The 15904-nt window shown below is 43.3% G+C and carries 14 protein-coding genes, 2 pseudogenes and 1 riboswitch; of the genes and pseudogenes, 12 read left to right on the top strand and 4 right to left on the bottom strand.

The annotated features are described in order from the left end of the window. Positions 1–20 precede the first annotated feature (20 nt). Positions 21–905 carry a SusF/SusE family carbohydrate-binding protein gene (locus AXF23_RS01460; RefSeq protein ID WP_107624052.1) on the top strand — a complete coding sequence of 295 codons (885 nt, stop codon included), beginning with the start codon at positions 21–23 and terminating at the stop codon, positions 903–905. Between the two features lie 109 nt (positions 906–1014). Here the strand turns inward: AXF23_RS01460 and AXF23_RS01455 are convergent, their stop codons facing one another. The 3 genes from AXF23_RS01455 to AXF23_RS01445 all read right to left on the bottom strand — a co-directional run bounded on the left by AXF23_RS01455 (position 1015) and on the right by AXF23_RS01445 (position 5644). Further along, on the bottom strand, positions 1015–1833 hold the full coding sequence (locus AXF23_RS01455) for a thiamine diphosphokinase (protein WP_199222144.1): 819 nt from the start codon (positions 1831–1833) through the stop codon (positions 1015–1017). Positions 1834–2290: 457 nt separating this feature from the next. Further along, positions 2291–2887, bottom strand: a complete 597-nt coding sequence (pnuC, locus tag AXF23_RS01450; protein ID WP_107624051.1) for a nicotinamide riboside transporter PnuC — start codon at positions 2885–2887, stop codon at positions 2291–2293. Positions 2888–3259: 372 nt separating this feature from the next. Beyond that, entirely contained in the window at positions 3260–5644 is a 2385-nt protein-coding gene (locus tag AXF23_RS01445; RefSeq protein ID WP_107624050.1) for a TonB-dependent receptor, read from the bottom strand. A gap of 25 nt (positions 5645–5669) precedes the next feature. Continuing rightward, positions 5670–5768: riboswitch (TPP riboswitch) on the bottom strand. Positions 5769–7792: 2024 nt separating this feature from the next. On the opposite strand from AXF23_RS01445, the gene AXF23_RS01435 reads away from it, so the two are divergent. The 9 genes and pseudogenes from AXF23_RS01435 to AXF23_RS01390 all read left to right on the top strand — a co-directional run bounded on the left by AXF23_RS01435 (position 7793) and on the right by AXF23_RS01390 (position 13868). Further along, entirely contained in the window at positions 7793–8668 is an 876-nt protein-coding gene (locus tag AXF23_RS01435; RefSeq protein ID WP_107624049.1) for a hypothetical protein, read from the top strand. Next, positions 8665–9924 (top strand): MBL fold metallo-hydrolase, encoded by a 1260-nt coding sequence (locus AXF23_RS01430; protein WP_107624048.1) that lies wholly within the window; start codon positions 8665–8667, stop codon positions 9922–9924. Before AXF23_RS01435 ends, AXF23_RS01430 begins: the two co-directional genes overlap by 4 nt. A 63-nt stretch (positions 9925–9987) precedes the next feature. Then, a pseudogene (locus tag AXF23_RS16190) lies at positions 9988–10077 on the top strand (serine/threonine protein phosphatase); the annotation flags it as partial. A 339-nt stretch (positions 10078–10416) separates the two neighbouring features. Continuing rightward, positions 10417–11202: a uracil-DNA glycosylase family protein gene (locus AXF23_RS01420; RefSeq protein ID WP_089366289.1), complete on the top strand. Its 786-nt coding sequence runs from the start codon at positions 10417–10419 to the stop codon at positions 11200–11202. Between the two features lie 81 nt (positions 11203–11283). Then, entirely contained in the window at positions 11284–11493 is a 210-nt protein-coding gene (locus AXF23_RS01415; RefSeq protein WP_107624047.1) for a hypothetical protein, read from the top strand. A gap of 59 nt (positions 11494–11552) precedes the next feature. Further along, on the top strand, positions 11553–12119 hold the full coding sequence (locus AXF23_RS01410; protein ID WP_107624046.1) for a metallophosphatase domain-containing protein: 567 nt from the start codon (positions 11553–11555) through the stop codon (positions 12117–12119). 307 nt (positions 12120–12426) lie between these two features. Continuing rightward, a pseudogene (locus tag AXF23_RS01400) lies at positions 12427–12683 on the top strand (helix-turn-helix domain-containing protein). Between the two features lie 12 nt (positions 12684–12695). Further along, complete coding sequence (locus AXF23_RS01395; protein ID WP_107624045.1) at positions 12696–12986, top strand: helix-turn-helix domain-containing protein; 291 nt, start codon at positions 12696–12698, stop codon at positions 12984–12986. A gap of 132 nt (positions 12987–13118) precedes the next feature. Then, the gene (locus AXF23_RS01390) at positions 13119–13868 is read left to right on the top strand and encodes a ThiF family adenylyltransferase (RefSeq protein WP_107624044.1); all 750 of its coding nucleotides are present in this window, start codon (positions 13119–13121) and stop codon (positions 13866–13868) included. A 10-nt stretch (positions 13869–13878) separates the two neighbouring features. On the opposite strand, the gene AXF23_RS01385 is transcribed toward AXF23_RS01390, so the two are convergent. Beyond that, positions 13879–14634, bottom strand: coding sequence for a helix-turn-helix domain-containing protein (locus AXF23_RS01385; protein WP_107624043.1), 756 nt, complete (start codon positions 14632–14634; stop codon positions 13879–13881). A 190-nt stretch (positions 14635–14824) separates the two neighbouring features. Here AXF23_RS01385 and AXF23_RS01380 point away from each other — a divergent pair, with 190 nt between their 5' ends. Further along, positions 14825–15454 carry a hypothetical protein gene (locus AXF23_RS01380; RefSeq protein WP_107624042.1) on the top strand — a complete coding sequence of 210 codons (630 nt, stop codon included), beginning with the start codon at positions 14825–14827 and terminating at the stop codon, positions 15452–15454. Between the two features lie 248 nt (positions 15455–15702). Continuing rightward, positions 15703–15876 carry a hypothetical protein gene (locus AXF23_RS15895; protein WP_158267673.1) on the top strand — a complete coding sequence of 58 codons (174 nt, stop codon included), beginning with the start codon at positions 15703–15705 and terminating at the stop codon, positions 15874–15876. Positions 15877–15904 lie beyond the last annotated feature (28 nt).

The raw sequence follows: 15904 nt of genomic DNA, 5'->3' as shown, positions 1-15904 counted from the left end.
ACCTTTTAATATAAGTCTTTATGGGATTAAAAACATTTACAAAGTCTATGTTATGTTGCGCACTCTACGTTGTTGGCGCATTAACCGCACATGCTGCTGACCGCTTGGTGATTGTTGGTGACGCTACATGGGGTGGGTGGAATCTTAGTCAGTCTACCGTTATGCAGAAGTCTGACGAGAACGCTGATGTCTTCAAGGCAACCGTTCATTTAGATGCAAATAAGGAGTTTAAGTTCCTTACCGAGCTTGGTTGGGGTAATTTAGAGTACCGTGCTGGTGCTGGTCCTGTCACCTTGCAGTCGGGTGTTGAGGCTCCGTTGGTGAGCAGCGAAGATGAGCCTACGGACGGGAAGTTCTTTGTTAGCGAGTCAGCCAACTATGATGTCGTATGTAACTTGGCCGAGAAGACGGTTGTCGTGACCAAGGCTACGTATCAAGCAACAGCCTTAAAGCACACTGCTTTATGGATGATTGGTAGTGCAACAAAGGGCGGTTGGAGTATCGGTGAAGGTACTGTGATGAAGCAAGATGCAACTAATCCTGCTAAGTTCTCAGCACGAACAGAATTGAAGCCAGGCGAATTGAAGTTCGGTACGAATGTCTATGCAGGCTTCGACCAGATGTTCTATCTGCGCGACGTGACCGATGAGGGGAAGATAGTCTTTGGTGGTAACGATAATAAATGGAATATCACAGAGGAGGCTACATACGATGTTACGGTTGACGTTGCAGCGATGACTGTTTCGTTTACTAAGGTTGACCCAACTGCTATCAATGCTGTGGAGACGACAAGTGAGGCTCCTGTAAGCTATTACACCTTAGGTGGCATGCAGGTAGAGAAGCCCGTTGCAGGTGTGTATGTAAAGCGTCAAGGCGGTAAGACCGTAAAGGTAATGATTAAATAAACTAATATATTCGGTACTACTCCACTAATCTAACTTACAAAAAGAAGGCCATATCGACATCTTTTAGGAGATGAAGATATGGCTCTTTTGGCTTGTAGAAAAAGGTTTGTTATACCTTATGCGTTCGGTAAAGAAGGTAGTCTCCATCCGCATGGACCGTAAACTCGCTCGACAAAGCTTCGTTCAGTGTTCCTTGCCACAGCTCGCTAAAGGGGTAGATGTCCCATTTTAGTCCGCTGCTGGATAACTCCTTGCAGGTAGCATTGTAGATGCTGACTTGCTGACCGGGGTAGGAAGCAAAGCGCATGGGTCCCGATGCTACTACAAAATAGCCATAGTCGGTAATCATCACAGGGTCGATAGCTAACTGCCGATAGTAGTAGAGCATGAGAGAAATGTTCCCTAAGGTGTGGTCCTCACGCTTCCCAGTCGCTCCGAGATAGCAGAATCGAGGACGAGTATGGGTTGATGCGTCCATTTTTAGGTGTGAACGAGCGAAGAGAGTGGCCTTGGTAAGGTCGTTAAACTCCTGCTCCGAGATAGGATGATAGATGTGTGCATAACGTTGCTTCAACTCTTCAGAGAGTGAGTCGCCGTCACCCACCACTGCTGTTGGCGCTATCTCATAATCAAGGAGTTCCTCCAAAGCACCGTCACAGACTATTAGGTTCTTTGCAGTACGTAGGATGCGAAGGGGCAGAACATGGTTGGGAAAGTCGCCAGCAGCCAGGATAACGGCCGAGAAGGGGCTGTGGGAAGGGACCTCCCCTAACCCCTCCGAAGGAGGGGAAAGCCTAACGGAGTGTTCGCTGGGGATGTATGGATGTTCGCTGGGAGCGTGTGGATGGTCGCTGGGGACGTAGGGGTACTCGCTTGGTATGTGTGGGTTGCGCCCTTCCTTATTGTTGTCTTTGTTGTTGATATTCATCTGTTTTAGTTTTATCTACTATTATCCTTCTCTTTCAAGGTACTTTATTAGCTTTTTATTGATTGTTCTTAATCATTGCTTTAAGCACTTGTATGCGTTTTATGGATTGTTGTAAATCATTGCTTTAAGCACTTGTATGCGGTTTATTGATTGTTGTAAATCATTGCTTTAAGCACTTGTATGCGTTTTATGGATTGTTGTCAATCATTGCTTTAAGCACTTGTATGCGGTTTATTGATTGTTGTCAATCATCGCTTTAAGCACTTGTATGCGTTTTATGGATTGTTCTTAATCATCGCTTTAATCCTCTTTTATACCACTATCGAGTGTTATAAATAGATGTAATAGCGTATAACAATCTTCATTAAATCTATATCTTTTACTCCAATCAATGGTTATTATGTGGGGAGTCACAGGTGAGGTTTTGTCCCGTTAGGCTTCCCCTCCTTCGGAGGGGTTAGGGGAGGTCCCCATTAGCAGACCCTCTCGAGCGGTTGAGGGAGGCCGCCTCTCTCTTCCACTTAAAGTATCCTGCCACAGCGATAACGGCATAGAGAGCATAGAGGCCAGCGGTGAATGGGATTCCTTTATACAGGTAGAGAGCAGCCAATTCGGCATCGACAACAATCCAGATCCACCATTGTTCGATGTATTTCTTTGCCAATGCCCATAGTCCGATGAAGCTGAGTGCATTGCCGAAGCTATCTAACACGGGGACAGTAGAGTTCGTGAAACGAACGAGGAGGAGGTAGAGTACGCCCCAGAGGAGGAAGAATACAAGCAGTGAGGGGAGTATCAACCGCCGAGGAAAGTGTGTGATAGGTATCTCCTTCGCACCCTTCTTCCGTCCAAACTTCCAATACAAGAACCCATAGATGGCTGCCAATGTATAGTAGATCTGCATCCCAAAGTCGGCATACAGTCCTGCTTCGTAATAGACAAACATATAGATGACAGGCATGATAATACCCGTCAGCCAAAGCCATATACTCGCTTTGTATTCTTGATAGATGTAAATAAGGCCGACAAGGCAGCCCAGCATGTCTAATGTCATAAGTCAATAAGATAATGTAGTAATACCACGGTCGGCCCCTCCCCCAACCCCTCCCCCGTAGGGAGGGGAGTAATCACCGAGATACCCCTACTACTTAGCGATAGGCATATACTAATTACTGATATGAGCCCAGGCTCTTACTTCTTGATGGCTGATACTCTACTTAGACTTTGCTTGCGGCTACTTCGCTTATAGAAAAGTAGTGTTAAGTAGTCTGTGAGTCCTATCTCTTTGTTGTCGATAAGGGCCATCACTATTTTAATAGGATGTTTTTAGTTACCAATCCCTGCGTAAACAGTACATTACACGCCCCTCCCCTGCAGGGAAGAGAACGGGGGAGGAGCCAGTTGAGGAGGTCGGTGTCCTGATGTCTTAGAACTTCAGAGTAACACTCCCCATCATGTTAAAGCCCGCCATCGGTATGAAACCAATCTGCGTATAACGGTTCTCATTAGGATGACCGTCGTGGTCGAGGATGGAACTATACACCCATCCACTGGCTGCATAATGGCGATTAAAGATGTTGTTGAGGTTCAAACCGAAGACAGCCTCCCTCATTCCAGCAATCAGTCGACTTGGGTGAAGGGTATAGCTGAGGTTGACATTCGTCTGTGAATAGCATGGCAACGACCGTGTCCTATTCTCAGTATTGTCTAAATACTGGCGACTCACGAAGTTAGTATGCCATATTGCCTCAAGCCCTTTATAGTGGAGAGTGAGCATACCATTGAGGATAGCGGAAGGAGAGAAGGCCAAAGTAGAGTGGTTATAATGTATCTTACGGAACGAAGACTCCCAGTCTACGCTTGCCATCTCGTCAAAGTCTTTGATGATGTTACGGCTCAAAGCAGCATTACCCTCAACCGTCAACCATGACAGAGGACTCCATCCTGCCTCCAGCTCAGCTCCCATACGATAGCTGTCCTTGATGTTTGTCGTCAGATTCTCGCCTATATCACTCTGCGCACCCGTCTGTACAAACTGGTTGTTATAGTCCATGTAATAGAGATTAACGCCCGCTCTCCAGTTATGACCATTGTATTGATAGCCCATCTCGATATCCATCATGCGTTCTGGCGATGGTGCAGGATAACTACCATTATTGGTGAAGTTGTTGCGTTCAGGCTCTCGGTTAGCGTATGCAATAGATGCGTAAGCCTTATGGCCAGCACGGTAGTAGCTTACACCTGCCTTCGGATTGACAAAGTCATAACGCTCGCTGATGTCTAAGAGCTGGTTCTTGTAGCCATTAGCCACCTTATAGAAACGGTCGTTCTGACCATCGGTCATATACTCCACATGGCGTATCTGCAGGTCCATAAACACGTTCCAGTAGTCTGCAAAGTTATATTTTGCCTTGAAGAAGCCGCTGTAGTCATACTTATGAGCCTTGGAGTCATAGTACTTATAGTCCTTGCCACCCGCACGATACAGCGCATCTGCCTCCTCATTCTTTATATAAGTTAGGTAGCCAAAGTGGCTGCCACGGAACTGCTGAAGGTTCAGTCCGCCCATTACATCCCAACTCTCGTCCTTGTAATTACTTGTGTAGACAATGCCGTAGGTGTGCTGTGACAATCCTTTCAGGCGTACGAAGTCACTCTTCTTGACGAAGTTACCATTGCTATCGGTGAACGTCAAGCCGAATTTAGCAAACTTTGTCTTAGGCTTAAGTTCGCTGTAATAACCGTAGCCGTAGGTGTAGTGCAGTGTTACATTGTGACTCCAGTGCTCAGAAGGATGGAAAGCAAACGACAAGAGGTTATGGTTCTGATAGAAATTATCTGTCGTTTTGTTCCAGAAAGAGCCGTCGCGCATTGTGTAACGTGCCGTCTCGTAGTTACCATTCCCATCCTTAACAAAGGCCCCGTTAGCATCGGTCTGCAGGTATTCATAGAGCTGGTTGAACTTGCCCAAACCTCTCTCATACATATCCTTATAAGTGGTGATACCTGTCTTAGAGCCGTAGGTGCCATCCATCAGACTAAGGTCATTACTCCCCGTAACGACTCCGTTCCATGCTTGACCAGTCTTCTCAAAGTTACCAATGTTCTTATAACTGATGCGGAAGTTATCGCCCAACCATGTTAATCCACCATAGTAAGAACCCGACCGACCGCTCGTACCGTGAACATAACCGTCAGTGGCGGTCTCGTGATAGGCCCCATCGAAGACAAGATGATTAAAGAGAAGACCCGTAGAGAACTTTACACCAGTGTTATACGTATGGTAAGAACCGTAGGAACCGCTCACCTCAACACTCGGTTTCGTGCTCGGTGCACTCGTAGCCAACGACACCGAACCACCGAAAGCACCGTCGCCATTGGTAGAAGTACCGATACCACGCTGTATCTGTACGCTACTCATCAGGGAAGCGTAGGAGTTCATATTTGCCCAGAACACCGTCTGGTCCTCTGGAGAGTTGAGTGCCACACCGTCTAAGGTGATGTTGATACGGCTACCCGCAGCACCTCGGATGCGCATTGCAGCCGTACCCGTTCCGAGTCCGTTCTCGCCCCAAGCCAACACGCCTGGCGTCTGTGAGAGGAGGAAAGGTAGCTCGCGTCCACTCTTCGAGAAGGCTTCAAGCTCTGCTTTTTTGATGTTAGATACAGCGTACGGAGCACTCTTCGGCGCACGTACACCTGCCACAACGACCTCGTCGAGATGCTGTTGTTTCAGCGTGTCTGTCACAGTCTGTGCCCTTAACGACGCCACACACGTAAGTGCAGCAGTAAACAGGATAGTTCTTTTCATATCCCAGGTTGATGATTGAAGATAATAGATAAAGGGGGAATCTCCCTACGACGGCATTATCCGTATCAGGTCAATGGGTATAATCTCAGCAAGCCCAAACAGGCAAGCACCCCTTAGTTTCCATTCTGAAAACCGATGCAAAAGTAATAATATATTATCAAACTGCCAAGAGTAAACCGTATAAATATCGTGCGAGGGTGTTTTTATCTGCCCTTTTCAGGCCGTTTCTTTCTCCAAGAAGAGGTGTTGGGTGATGGGTGTTAGGTGTTGATGATTAGTCAAGGAGGGGTGTTGAGTTGTGGATGTTAGGTGTTGATGATTAGCCATAGGGGTATCTCGGTGATTACTCCCCTTCCCTTCGGGGGAGGGGCAGGGGGAGGGGCCGCTATTTTTCTGACCCCTGTGTGTTCTGTTCTTCTGTGTAAATCTGTGAGAAAAAGAACGCACCCTCTCTAAAAGATGAGACACATGTGACTCGCTGGGGAGTTTTATCTCTCACAGAGCGCACAGAGTTCACGGAGCATTTTTGCGCACAGTTTCGAACCCATAAGAGAGTGGCCCCTCCCCCGACCCCTCCCCCGCAGGGAGGGGCGTGGTATGTGAGGTTACCCCTACTGGCCTACTAACACGGTTCTTGGGGAGGTTTTTCTCTCACAGAACTCACAGATTTAACAGAATTTTTTTGCGCACTGTTTCGAACCCACAGAAGGCCTTCGGCATACAGAACTCACAGAACTTTATAGCCAAAGAAGGGTGTTGGGTGATGAGTGTTAGGTGCTGATGATTAGTTAACGTTGGCTGTAAGGTTCTGTGAAATCGGTTGACTTAATGTCTCTGTGCACCTTTGTTAAATCTGTTCATCTGTGTTCATCTGTGAGAAATAGAACGCACCCACTCGTATGAGATAACACACAAACAACCCGCTGGGGAGGTTTTTCTCTCACAAAGGGTATTTCTTTTTCTCACAGAACTCACAGATTTAACAGAATTTTTTGCGCACTGTTTCGAACCCACAGAAGGCCTTCGGCATACAGAATTCACAGAGGCCTCACCCCCAGCCCCTCTCCGAATGGAGAGGGGAGTAGTATGTGAGGTTACCCCCTACAGGCCTGCTAATAGAAGGAGAAGGGTTGCTTAACATACGGAGGACACGTAGGGGTATCTCGGTGATCACTCCCCTCTCCATTCGGAGAGGGGCTGGGGGTGAGGCTTCTGATGGGTGTTGGGTGATGGGTGTTAGGTGTTAATGATTAGCTATAGAGGTATCGGGGTGAGTCAACGTTCCTATCAAGACACAAGCAGCGAAGTAGGGGTAACCTCGGTGATCACGCCCCTCCCTTCGGGGGAGGGGAAGGGGGAGGGGCCGCTAACCAATAGGGGTAACCTCGGTGATCACTCCCCTCTTCATTCGGAGAGGGGCTGGGGGTGAGGCTTTTGGTGGGTGTGGGTGTTGTAAAGAAAATTCTAAACACGAAAGAAGAAAGGCGTTAGTTAGCTTGAAGAGGACGCCCCTCTTGCTCATTGAAGACGCCCTTCTTGCCCCTTACTAAGGCCCTTCTGGAAGATAGTAAGGCCTCCTCTTCTTTGCTATTCGTAACTCTCTGATTTCCTTGCGGATATAGACTTGCTTCGTGCGCAGGCTTTTCTTTGTTTTAGATAATTCATCTCTAAATATGTAAAGATATTTCTAAATGAATCAAACAAGTGCAGGGAACGCTAATAACGCTGTGCAAATAAATCAAAGATTACTTGTAATTATTCGGATAAAAATACTATCTTTGCAACAGACTATTAGTGCTTTTGATTTTTAGTAAATAAAAACTTAATGCTATAATAATACTATTCACAGAATATAGACAGACATGGCTGCAGTGGATGACGAGGTTAAGGAGTGGGCAGAAAAGCTCCTTATATCAACGACAACTATCCCCTTGAGACGATAAGCGCTTGCTGTAATGGTAGTTGACAGGGTGGTTGTAAGGCTTTGATATGCGGTCCTTTAGGAAGGTATAGTCCGTCAGCAGTCTGTATTACCTCACTTATATAGAGGAGTAAGTAGGTTTACCCATACAAATAAGTAAGATGAACAGAGGGATAGTCTACAACGAATAATAACAATAAAGTATTAACGATTAAAAGAAGAAGAATATGAGAACCATTACAGACGAACATTTACAGGCTTATCAAGAAGGAGGATGTCTACAAAAATTGTTCGATGTCATCAAGGAGGACCCAGCGCTTTCTTTTGAAATCAGAATGAACAACAAGGTCATGATTTACTATCATAAGGATAGAATCTTGACGATAAGTTACTGTAAAGGGAAGCCTTCTATAGACACCTTATCAGAGAAGTATTACAAGAACGCTACGCCACCTTCTGTCTCTTTCGAGGATGGAGATTTGATACAGACACTAAGAGATAAGAGTCAGTTAAGGCAATACTTTAGAGAAGCTAAGCGGCTGGTCGGTAGTTACAAAGTGGGGGAGGAGTTTGAGGTTCAGCAGAATATCGCTTTGGGAAACCGTAGTTTTAGCAACAGATTCGTTGTTGTAGATATGGAGTGGCAGCTCCCACAGTCGGATATCAAGAAAGAGGAAAGAATAATCAAGACGAGATTTGACCTCGTCGTGGTTGATACGAAGAGAAACGAAAGGGGTGAGAATGATGTTTATCTTGGTGAATTAAAGGTGGGAATGGGAGCGACAGGAGGTAAGTCGGGGATAGTCGCCCATATAGAAAAGACTAACGAAATTATGAAAAGTCCCAAGGCTTGTGCCGTTCTAAGGGCGGATGTGGAACGTATCATCCGTCAGAAGGTAGCGTTAGGACTGTTAGAGGGCGATGATGCAGGGTTGAACTTGTCGGCTACACCACGTATGATGCTAATCCTTGCCTGCCGAGGAAGCGAAGAAAGGGGGGCTTTAGAGATGGAAGGAGAGAAAGCACAAGAATGGGCAAAAGCGAGGGGAATGGCTGAGCCACTGATAGTCTGGCATAATGTACAAATCATTTTAGACGTATGATGAAGATAAAAATACATAGAGGACTTGACCAGATAGGAGGTTGCATAACCGAGATATGGACAGAGTCGTCCAGAGTCTTCATTGACTTTGGGCAGAATTTGCCAGGCAATGGAAAGCCAACAACTCCTGAAGAAGATGCTCTTATGGTTGCTGATATTGTCGAGAATAATGAGAAAGAACACCAGGCAGTATTCTATACGCATGCTCACGAAGACCATGTAGGTTTGTTTCCATATATCCCATTTGACCAGTTTATTAGCGAAGGAGGTAAGGACCTTTTACTTATAAAATATAAGACTCTACTGGAGGGATACGAGATAGCAAGAGAAAAGTGTGGTCGGCAGCGGGCGCCCGATAGGTCAGAAGAGGAACGACTTGAGGAGTGTTGTCGCAGAACAAAGACACTTATAGACAAGTTAGAGACGTTCAGAACTTGGAAGCGAACAGGCCGTGGGGATTATCCTAAGCCTATAATGGTGGGGAATATTAGGATAACTCCTTTCTTCTGCTGCCATAGTATATATGATGCACACATGTTTCTCATTGAAGCCGAAGGGCAACGTTTCTGGCATACAGGCGATTATCGTGGACATGGCTACATGAGTAAAGGACAGTTTCTCATGCTGAGAAAATACGCAACAAACATTGATGTGCTGATTACAGAGGGTACGATGCTAAGCCGAGAAGACAAAGCTATTAGTGAGTATAGGGTGTCGATGGAGATGATAGATGTGATGCAAGCCTTCAAGTATGTCTTTGTTTTGGCCTCAGCCACGGATATAGAACGATTAGGAAGTATAAATCATGCGACCAAGAAGACGAAGAAACCTTTGTGTATTATGTCCTTGTTTATGAAAAGAACGATGGAGCTCTTTACTGAGCGAGAGGGCAATCTGGGGAGGGGTCTGTTCTCCTTCTCACCGCTGTTTTATACTGATAGACTGTATAGCAAACTGAGAGATAAAGGCTTTACGATGGTTGTAGGACCGTCACATGGCGACAAGGTAAAGGCTCTTCTCAACCGACTTCCACAAGAGGAGACTATCCTCATCTACTCTTCTTGGAATGGATACTACATGAGAGAGGAGCAGGTGAGGGCGAACGCAAAGTACAAGGAGTTTCGAGAGATGTTCCATAACGTTGTGGATATACATACTTCTGGACATGTGGATAGAGATGCGATAAAGAAAGTTATCGGTATGATGCATCCAAAGGAGGTTATATGTATTCACAAAGAAGCTGATGCAAGGTTGTAAGAAGAGGCTTGCGACGATGACGAACTATTATTACCTATTATATTAAACGACTACGACACGACGATGAGAATACTTCAAATCTCTGATACACACAACCGACATCAACGGTTGACCAGTATGCCTAAGGCCGATGTTCTTATCCATTGCGGTGACTGAGATAACCCTTCTTGCTCATAGAAGATACTCTTCTGAAAGACAGTTAGGCCTCCTTTTCTTTGCTGTCCATAACTCGCTTATCTCCTTGTGGATATAGATTTGCTTTGTGCACAGTCATTTCTTTATTTTAGATAATTCACCTCTAAATATGTAAAGATATTTCTAAACTTGTCAGACAAGTGCTGCGAACGCCAATAATGTTGTGCGAATAAATCAAAGATTACTTGTAATTCTTCGGATAAAAATACTATCTTTGCAATAGACTATTAGTGCTTTTGATTTTAGTAAATAAAAACTTAATGCTATAATAAAACTATTCACAGAATATAGACAGACATGGCTGCAATGAATGACGAGGTTAAGAAGTGGGCAGAAAAGTATGTACCTAAATTTAATGAATTGTCGAAGAAGTATCAAACCGCCTATTACACGCAATCACCCTTGAATGTTGTTGAGGGGAATGTGGATACAATGGTTATTGGAATAAACCCGAAAGGCTGTTTAGGTGGTGGTGAGAGGGTGTTTGACAGTGCTGATGATTACTTAAAAGGGAACCCTACTTGGGCAAAAAGGTTCCTTGCTGATGGTAGTATCAACCCTGATTGGAAGAAGTTTCTTGCTGGTTCTCATACGTTTCTGGGTTATGACCATTTCTATCATCCAGAGAGTATTGATAATGATCAGAGGACGGTGTGGACTAATCTCAGTCCTTTTGTTTCAGCTAATGGACATAAGGACCTTTATAAAGAACTAATGACAGAGGGCGTAAAAAGTACTTTAGAGCTGATAGAGATAGTCAAACCAAAGTATATTGTTTTGTTGGGGAAAAATGCATTTATGGCGTTGAAGGAGAATAGTGGAGCGTCTGATACAGCCATAGAATATACTCATGTGTTTAGCAATAGAGCAGCTCAAATCGGTCGTATATATAAGATACCAGCCGTTTGTGTGGTTCATCCTTCAAGACAATGGGAGGTAAGTAATAAATTTATCCCTGCTTTTATCTTTTTACATAAGATGTCAGAAATGACGAATAGAAGGAACAAGATGTTTCCACTTAATGTTGTTGCAGACAATATGCGGAGGGAAATGAGGTTGTGGCAGGATAGGGTTATTATTTAACAAGTAGGTCTGCAATATCTTAGAAGAACTATCAATATAACGTGGCATGATAGGTTTCTGTATGCTTGCAGTGCCTATCCTATGGAGGTTCTTAAGGTAGTGAGTAATGTTGACGACTTGCTTAAGAAGCCTACAATAGAGAATATTGTGGGTCTAACAAGTGAGCTTAACAAAATAGTGCAACAGCCTGTTGCACTAAATCAAGCCGAAGATAATCAGGAAGATACAATTGCGCAGCAGGCTGTTGCACGATTAGAAGATGTCTTGGGGATGCTGACAACCGTGATATAAACGCTCTCTTAAAAGATAAACTATTATTACCTATTATATTAAAGGACTACGACACGACGATGAGAATACTTCAAATCTCTGATACACACAACCGACATCAACGGTTGACCAGTATGCCTGCAGCCGATGTCCTTGTCCATTGCGGTGACTTCACCGATATGGGTACGGAAGAAGAAGTGCTCGACTTTCTGAATTGGTATATCTCTCTACCTTATTCGCACAAGATATTCATTGTTGGTAACCACGACCTTTGCTTGTGGGAAGCAGATGGGATAGAAGACTTGCCGGATAATGTTCATTTTCTTCAAGACCGTGGGTGTGAGATAGAGGGTGTCAAGTTCTTTGGATTAGGATATAATCATTCAGAGAGCTTGATACCCAAGGGTATAGACGTTCTTGTGACCCATGAACCGCCAATTATGATATTGGACGAAAGCAACAACACACATTGGGGGAATAGTCCTCTTCGTAGTCAGGTGATGAGAACGAAACCTAAATATCATCTGTTTGGTCATGTTCATTCTGCTTACGGGATTGAGAAACATGAGGATATAGTGTTTTCAAATGGCTCTTCCCTTGATGATTATTATGAAGTTTGCCATAGTCCTCGTTTGATTACATTGTGATTATGAGCTTTTTATAGTATGCTTAATTCGTTTATCGGTATAAAGTATTATCTTTGTGGACGGGTGTTACAAAGATTAAAGTTACCAAAGAAGATAATTGTTAAAATATATCTAATTGAAAATAAAGAAGTTACCTTGTTGGTAAAAGTAAATAGGTAACGATTTAGGAACGAGCGAGCTACTTGGCTTCGCTGTTTTCTGCCTAACAAAGAACGTATGTTTACCTTTATCTGCAATTCTTTTCATTATCTGCTTGGTTGATTTCCAAGAGTGAAATTATGAAGAGAAAGAGTAGTATGATAAGCACATGGTAATTTTGACAGAAACCTGCTACAAGGCATTTCATTTGGAGAACAGAGCTAGCACACTGAGTGGCTACACAATGGTGGTGTGTGTAAGTTGCTTAATATCAGCAAGTGTACCTTGCAGCACTATCGGGATACAGGCGTGCTGCCATTCTCCCAAATCGGGCACAAGTGCTATTACAAGCGTGAGGATGTGGGCCGATTATTGGAAACCAAATCTGTGAAATCAAACACAGACAAATCCAAGAACAACAAATAAGACAAGAGAACTATGGAACAGGTAAGAGATTTGAACATGGAGGCTGACGATATGCAAGTGGTGCTGTCCGCTATCAGCGGAGTAAGCAAGAGAATTAAGGAAGTAGCACAGACACACAAGCCGCTCTTTGGCGGTGAGCACTTCCTCACAGGTAAGGAAGTATGCAATCGGCTGTATATCAGCCCGCGCACGTTGCAAGACTATCGGGACAGGAAGATTATTCCCTACACGCAATTTGCAGGGAAGATACTCTATAAGGCTTCCGACTTGGAAAGGATGTTGGAGGATAACTATAAGGAGTAGCAACGCAAACATATTACCTTCTGAATATGTTATAAAATCTAAAATAATCAACAATGTGATTGATTATTACACTTTTGTGTAATGCATATATGTATTATTACATCTACTTTTGCCTAAAATAATTATTTTGTTATGGAAGAAAGATACAGCAGAAACAGGCTCTATGTGAGCGAAAGAGAACAAAGCATCATCAAGGATTATAAGATATTCCTTGGTGGTGCTGGTATTGGCAGCATTATCGCTGAATGCGCTTTAAGATTTGGTTTCGAACATATCACCATCGTTGATGGCGACAAGGTGGAGGAAAGCAACCTTAACAGGCAGAACTATACAGAGAATGACATTGGCAGATACAAGGCGGAATGTTTGGCTGAGCGTTTGCTAAGCATCAATCCTGATGCACAGATAGATTTCCATACAGAGTTTTTGACTCCTGATAACATCGAAGAGATGCTGAATGAGCATGATGTAGCCATCAATGCATTGGACTTTAAGGATAAAACTCCATTCGTCTTTGATGAAATATGCAAGGAAAGAAAAATCCCAGTACTGCACCCATACAATTTTGGTTGGGCAGGATTTGTTACGATTGTAGACCCATTGGGGCATTCTTTATCTGAACTGACTGAAGAGCCAAAGGGATTTGAATTAAAGGTTGCTGAGTATGTTACCGGACATGGGGCTTTCTGGAATCAGCCAAAGGAATGGTTGGATAAAATAGTTACTCAATATAGGGAAGAAAACGAAATGCTCCCACCTCCGCAACTGTCCATAGCATCATGGATTGCAGCAGGCTTGTGTACAACAGCAATGTACAATCTTGCTACAGGAAAACCTGTGAACTATTTTCCTAAATTCTATCTCTCTTCGCTTTTACCGTAAGTTATTATTTTCAGAAGAGTTTGTTTAAGGTAGCTCTTGAAATAGCTTCGGTGATATTCGTCACGCCTAATTTGTCAAAGGCGTGGCGTTTATAGGTTTTGATAGAATCTAACGAGCGGCACATTCTGTTCGCAATTTCCGTCATGGTAAGTCCTGCTGCTGACAACCGTAGCACTTCAAGTTCTTCTTCTTTGAGTGATATTCCATCACATTCTTTCCACCGATGCCCTTCGAAAGAATATTTCCAATAGTTAAGATTACCCTTTTTGTGAAACTCTACATGTCCCACTGTTTTATGTGAAGATAGTGATACGACACACATACCTATCCATATCTTGCCCTCATCTGTCAATAGAATGGGAGTAAGCTGGTGATTAATCAACTTACTTTTTATTCCACTCTTCAGATGAAAGTGATAGGACATGGAACATTGGTATTTATCAACATTGTCGAAAGTATCAAAGAACTTAAAACCACTGCTGTTCAGTTCAACAAGCATTTTTTGTTCTTCCTCTGGTACATGCTCCAAGTAAAAGCTGTAGCCTAATTCCTTCACTTCCTTTGCCGTATGTCCACAAAGAAACAAAGGGTTGTCCGACACATAAAGAAATTCCTGCCTGTAATAGTCTATCAAGTAAACACTCTGATAGGTAACACGAGCAAAAGCCTCTACGGTTTGCGCCAATGTAGAGAGTACATTGGAATCATAGTCAGGTGCGTTGCGCACGGTGTTCGATGCTATAAAGAAATCTTTTATGTCTGTCATATATGCTAAACATGTTAAGGTCCTCTGATATATTTCACTACAAAAGTACATTTTTAATGCGGAATACCGCAAACAGATTACACAAAAGTGTAAAAAACAAAGAGAGAAATGCAGATTTACACAAAAGTGTAATAGGTGATATTTGCATAAGAAGTATTTTTGCCATATAAATCAAGAAACAAAAAGCATTATGGAAAAACAGATTGCAACATTTAAGGACTACGCCATCTTCATGGCAGACAAAACGAGTCTGTTGGAAATAGCACAGTTTGTGGTCAAGGAAAATTACTCTCATCACTTATCTTCATTTACAGAGGAAGAGATAAACAAAGATATCAAATCTGTGCTTGAAGAAGAGGAATATCTGTATGATAACAAATCTCGCATCTATATTGCAAGGGACTATTTGGGGAAAATGATTGGTTGCATCAGAAGCTTCCATTGGGATAAGCACAAGACTCTTCCGATAGAAAAAGTCTATGGTATAAACCCTTTGAATGCAGTACATGAGGAAGGAAAATATAACTACTGGCATATTGGACGTTTTGCCGTTGCAAAGGATTCGGGAATATCTACATTGACTTTGTTCAAGCGGTTAATGGCATTGGCTGTAAAGCCGATAGTAGAGGACAAGTACAGTTATATGATTGCAGAGATTGACAGCAAACTATTGAAAGTAATGAAAGCATTGGGATTTGGCACACGTCAGATCGGAAAATCCATAGACTACCTTACATCGGAGACCATTCCTGTGTGTTCTAGCAAAAGAGGTATTATGGGTTTCTTTTCCAAGTATGGTGAACTCTGCAAGGCTGTATGATTACACTTTTGTGTAATATTTCAGACAACAAATTCAGAATTACACAAAAGTGTAACGATATAATTTGGAGATATAAATATATTTGCAACAGAAATAATCAAGTCGACAAGATTATAAAACAGACCTAACTGGTTAAAGGAGCAATGCCGGAAGCTATAGGATGGCAAATTCAGACCAAACTGAACTTTAACATAAAGGAGCGGATACTGAAAAGCTATACGAGTAAGTAAATTGTAAAAGAAATAAAAATGAAGAACAATGAGATTGCATCTTTTGATTCATTTGAAATTTTAAATTTCGATGAATTGGAAAACTTGTGCGGAGGTGAAAGATTCGGTGAGCAAGCAGAAGCGGGGAAAGCAGCCGGCTTCAATTGCTGTAACGGTAGCGGTAGCGGTTCTACCAGTGTGGAAAAAATATGATATAGCAGATAGAAAATGTATCCACCTA

Source organism: Prevotella sp. oral taxon 313 (genome assembly GCF_003043935.1).
In the GTDB taxonomy this organism is placed as follows: Bacteria; Bacteroidota; Bacteroidia; order Bacteroidales; family Bacteroidaceae; genus Prevotella; species Prevotella jejuni.
The sequence above is the reverse complement of the archived record's forward strand: the minus strand, read 5'-3'. Positions and strand labels throughout refer to the sequence as shown.

Excerpts from the sequence above, each read along its gene's own strand:
- AXF23_RS01435 (WP_107624049.1), top strand. The coding sequence starts at position 7,793 with ATGAGAACCATTACAGACGAACATTTACAGGCTTATCAAGAAGGAGGA.
- AXF23_RS01420 (WP_089366289.1), top strand. The coding sequence starts at position 10,417 with ATGGCTGCAATGAATGACGAGGTTAAGAAGTGGGCAGAAAAGTATGTA.
- AXF23_RS01385 (WP_107624043.1), bottom strand. The coding sequence starts at position 14,634 with ATGACAGACATAAAAGATTTCTTTATAGCATCGAACACCGTGCGCAAC.
- AXF23_RS01445 (WP_107624050.1), bottom strand. The coding sequence starts at position 5,644 with ATGAAAAGAACTATCCTGTTTACTGCTGCACTTACGTGTGTGGCGTCG.
- AXF23_RS01415 (WP_107624047.1), top strand. The coding sequence starts at position 11,284 with ATGGAGGTTCTTAAGGTAGTGAGTAATGTTGACGACTTGCTTAAGAAG.
- AXF23_RS01390 (WP_107624044.1), top strand. The coding sequence starts at position 13,119 with ATGGAAGAAAGATACAGCAGAAACAGGCTCTATGTGAGCGAAAGAGAA.
- AXF23_RS01430 (WP_107624048.1), top strand. The coding sequence starts at position 8,665 with ATGATGAAGATAAAAATACATAGAGGACTTGACCAGATAGGAGGTTGC.
- AXF23_RS15895 (WP_158267673.1), top strand. The coding sequence starts at position 15,703 with ATGAAGAACAATGAGATTGCATCTTTTGATTCATTTGAAATTTTAAAT.
- AXF23_RS01455 (WP_199222144.1), bottom strand. The coding sequence starts at position 1,833 with ATGAATATCAACAACAAAGACAACAATAAGGAAGGGCGCAACCCACAC.
- AXF23_RS01410 (WP_107624046.1), top strand. The coding sequence starts at position 11,553 with ATGAGAATACTTCAAATCTCTGATACACACAACCGACATCAACGGTTG.
- AXF23_RS01380 (WP_107624042.1), top strand. The coding sequence starts at position 14,825 with ATGGAAAAACAGATTGCAACATTTAAGGACTACGCCATCTTCATGGCA.
- AXF23_RS01395 (WP_107624045.1), top strand. The coding sequence starts at position 12,696 with ATGGAACAGGTAAGAGATTTGAACATGGAGGCTGACGATATGCAAGTG.
- pnuC (WP_107624051.1), bottom strand. The coding sequence starts at position 2,887 with ATGACATTAGACATGCTGGGCTGCCTTGTCGGCCTTATTTACATCTAT.
- AXF23_RS01460 (WP_107624052.1), top strand. The coding sequence starts at position 21 with ATGGGATTAAAAACATTTACAAAGTCTATGTTATGTTGCGCACTCTAC.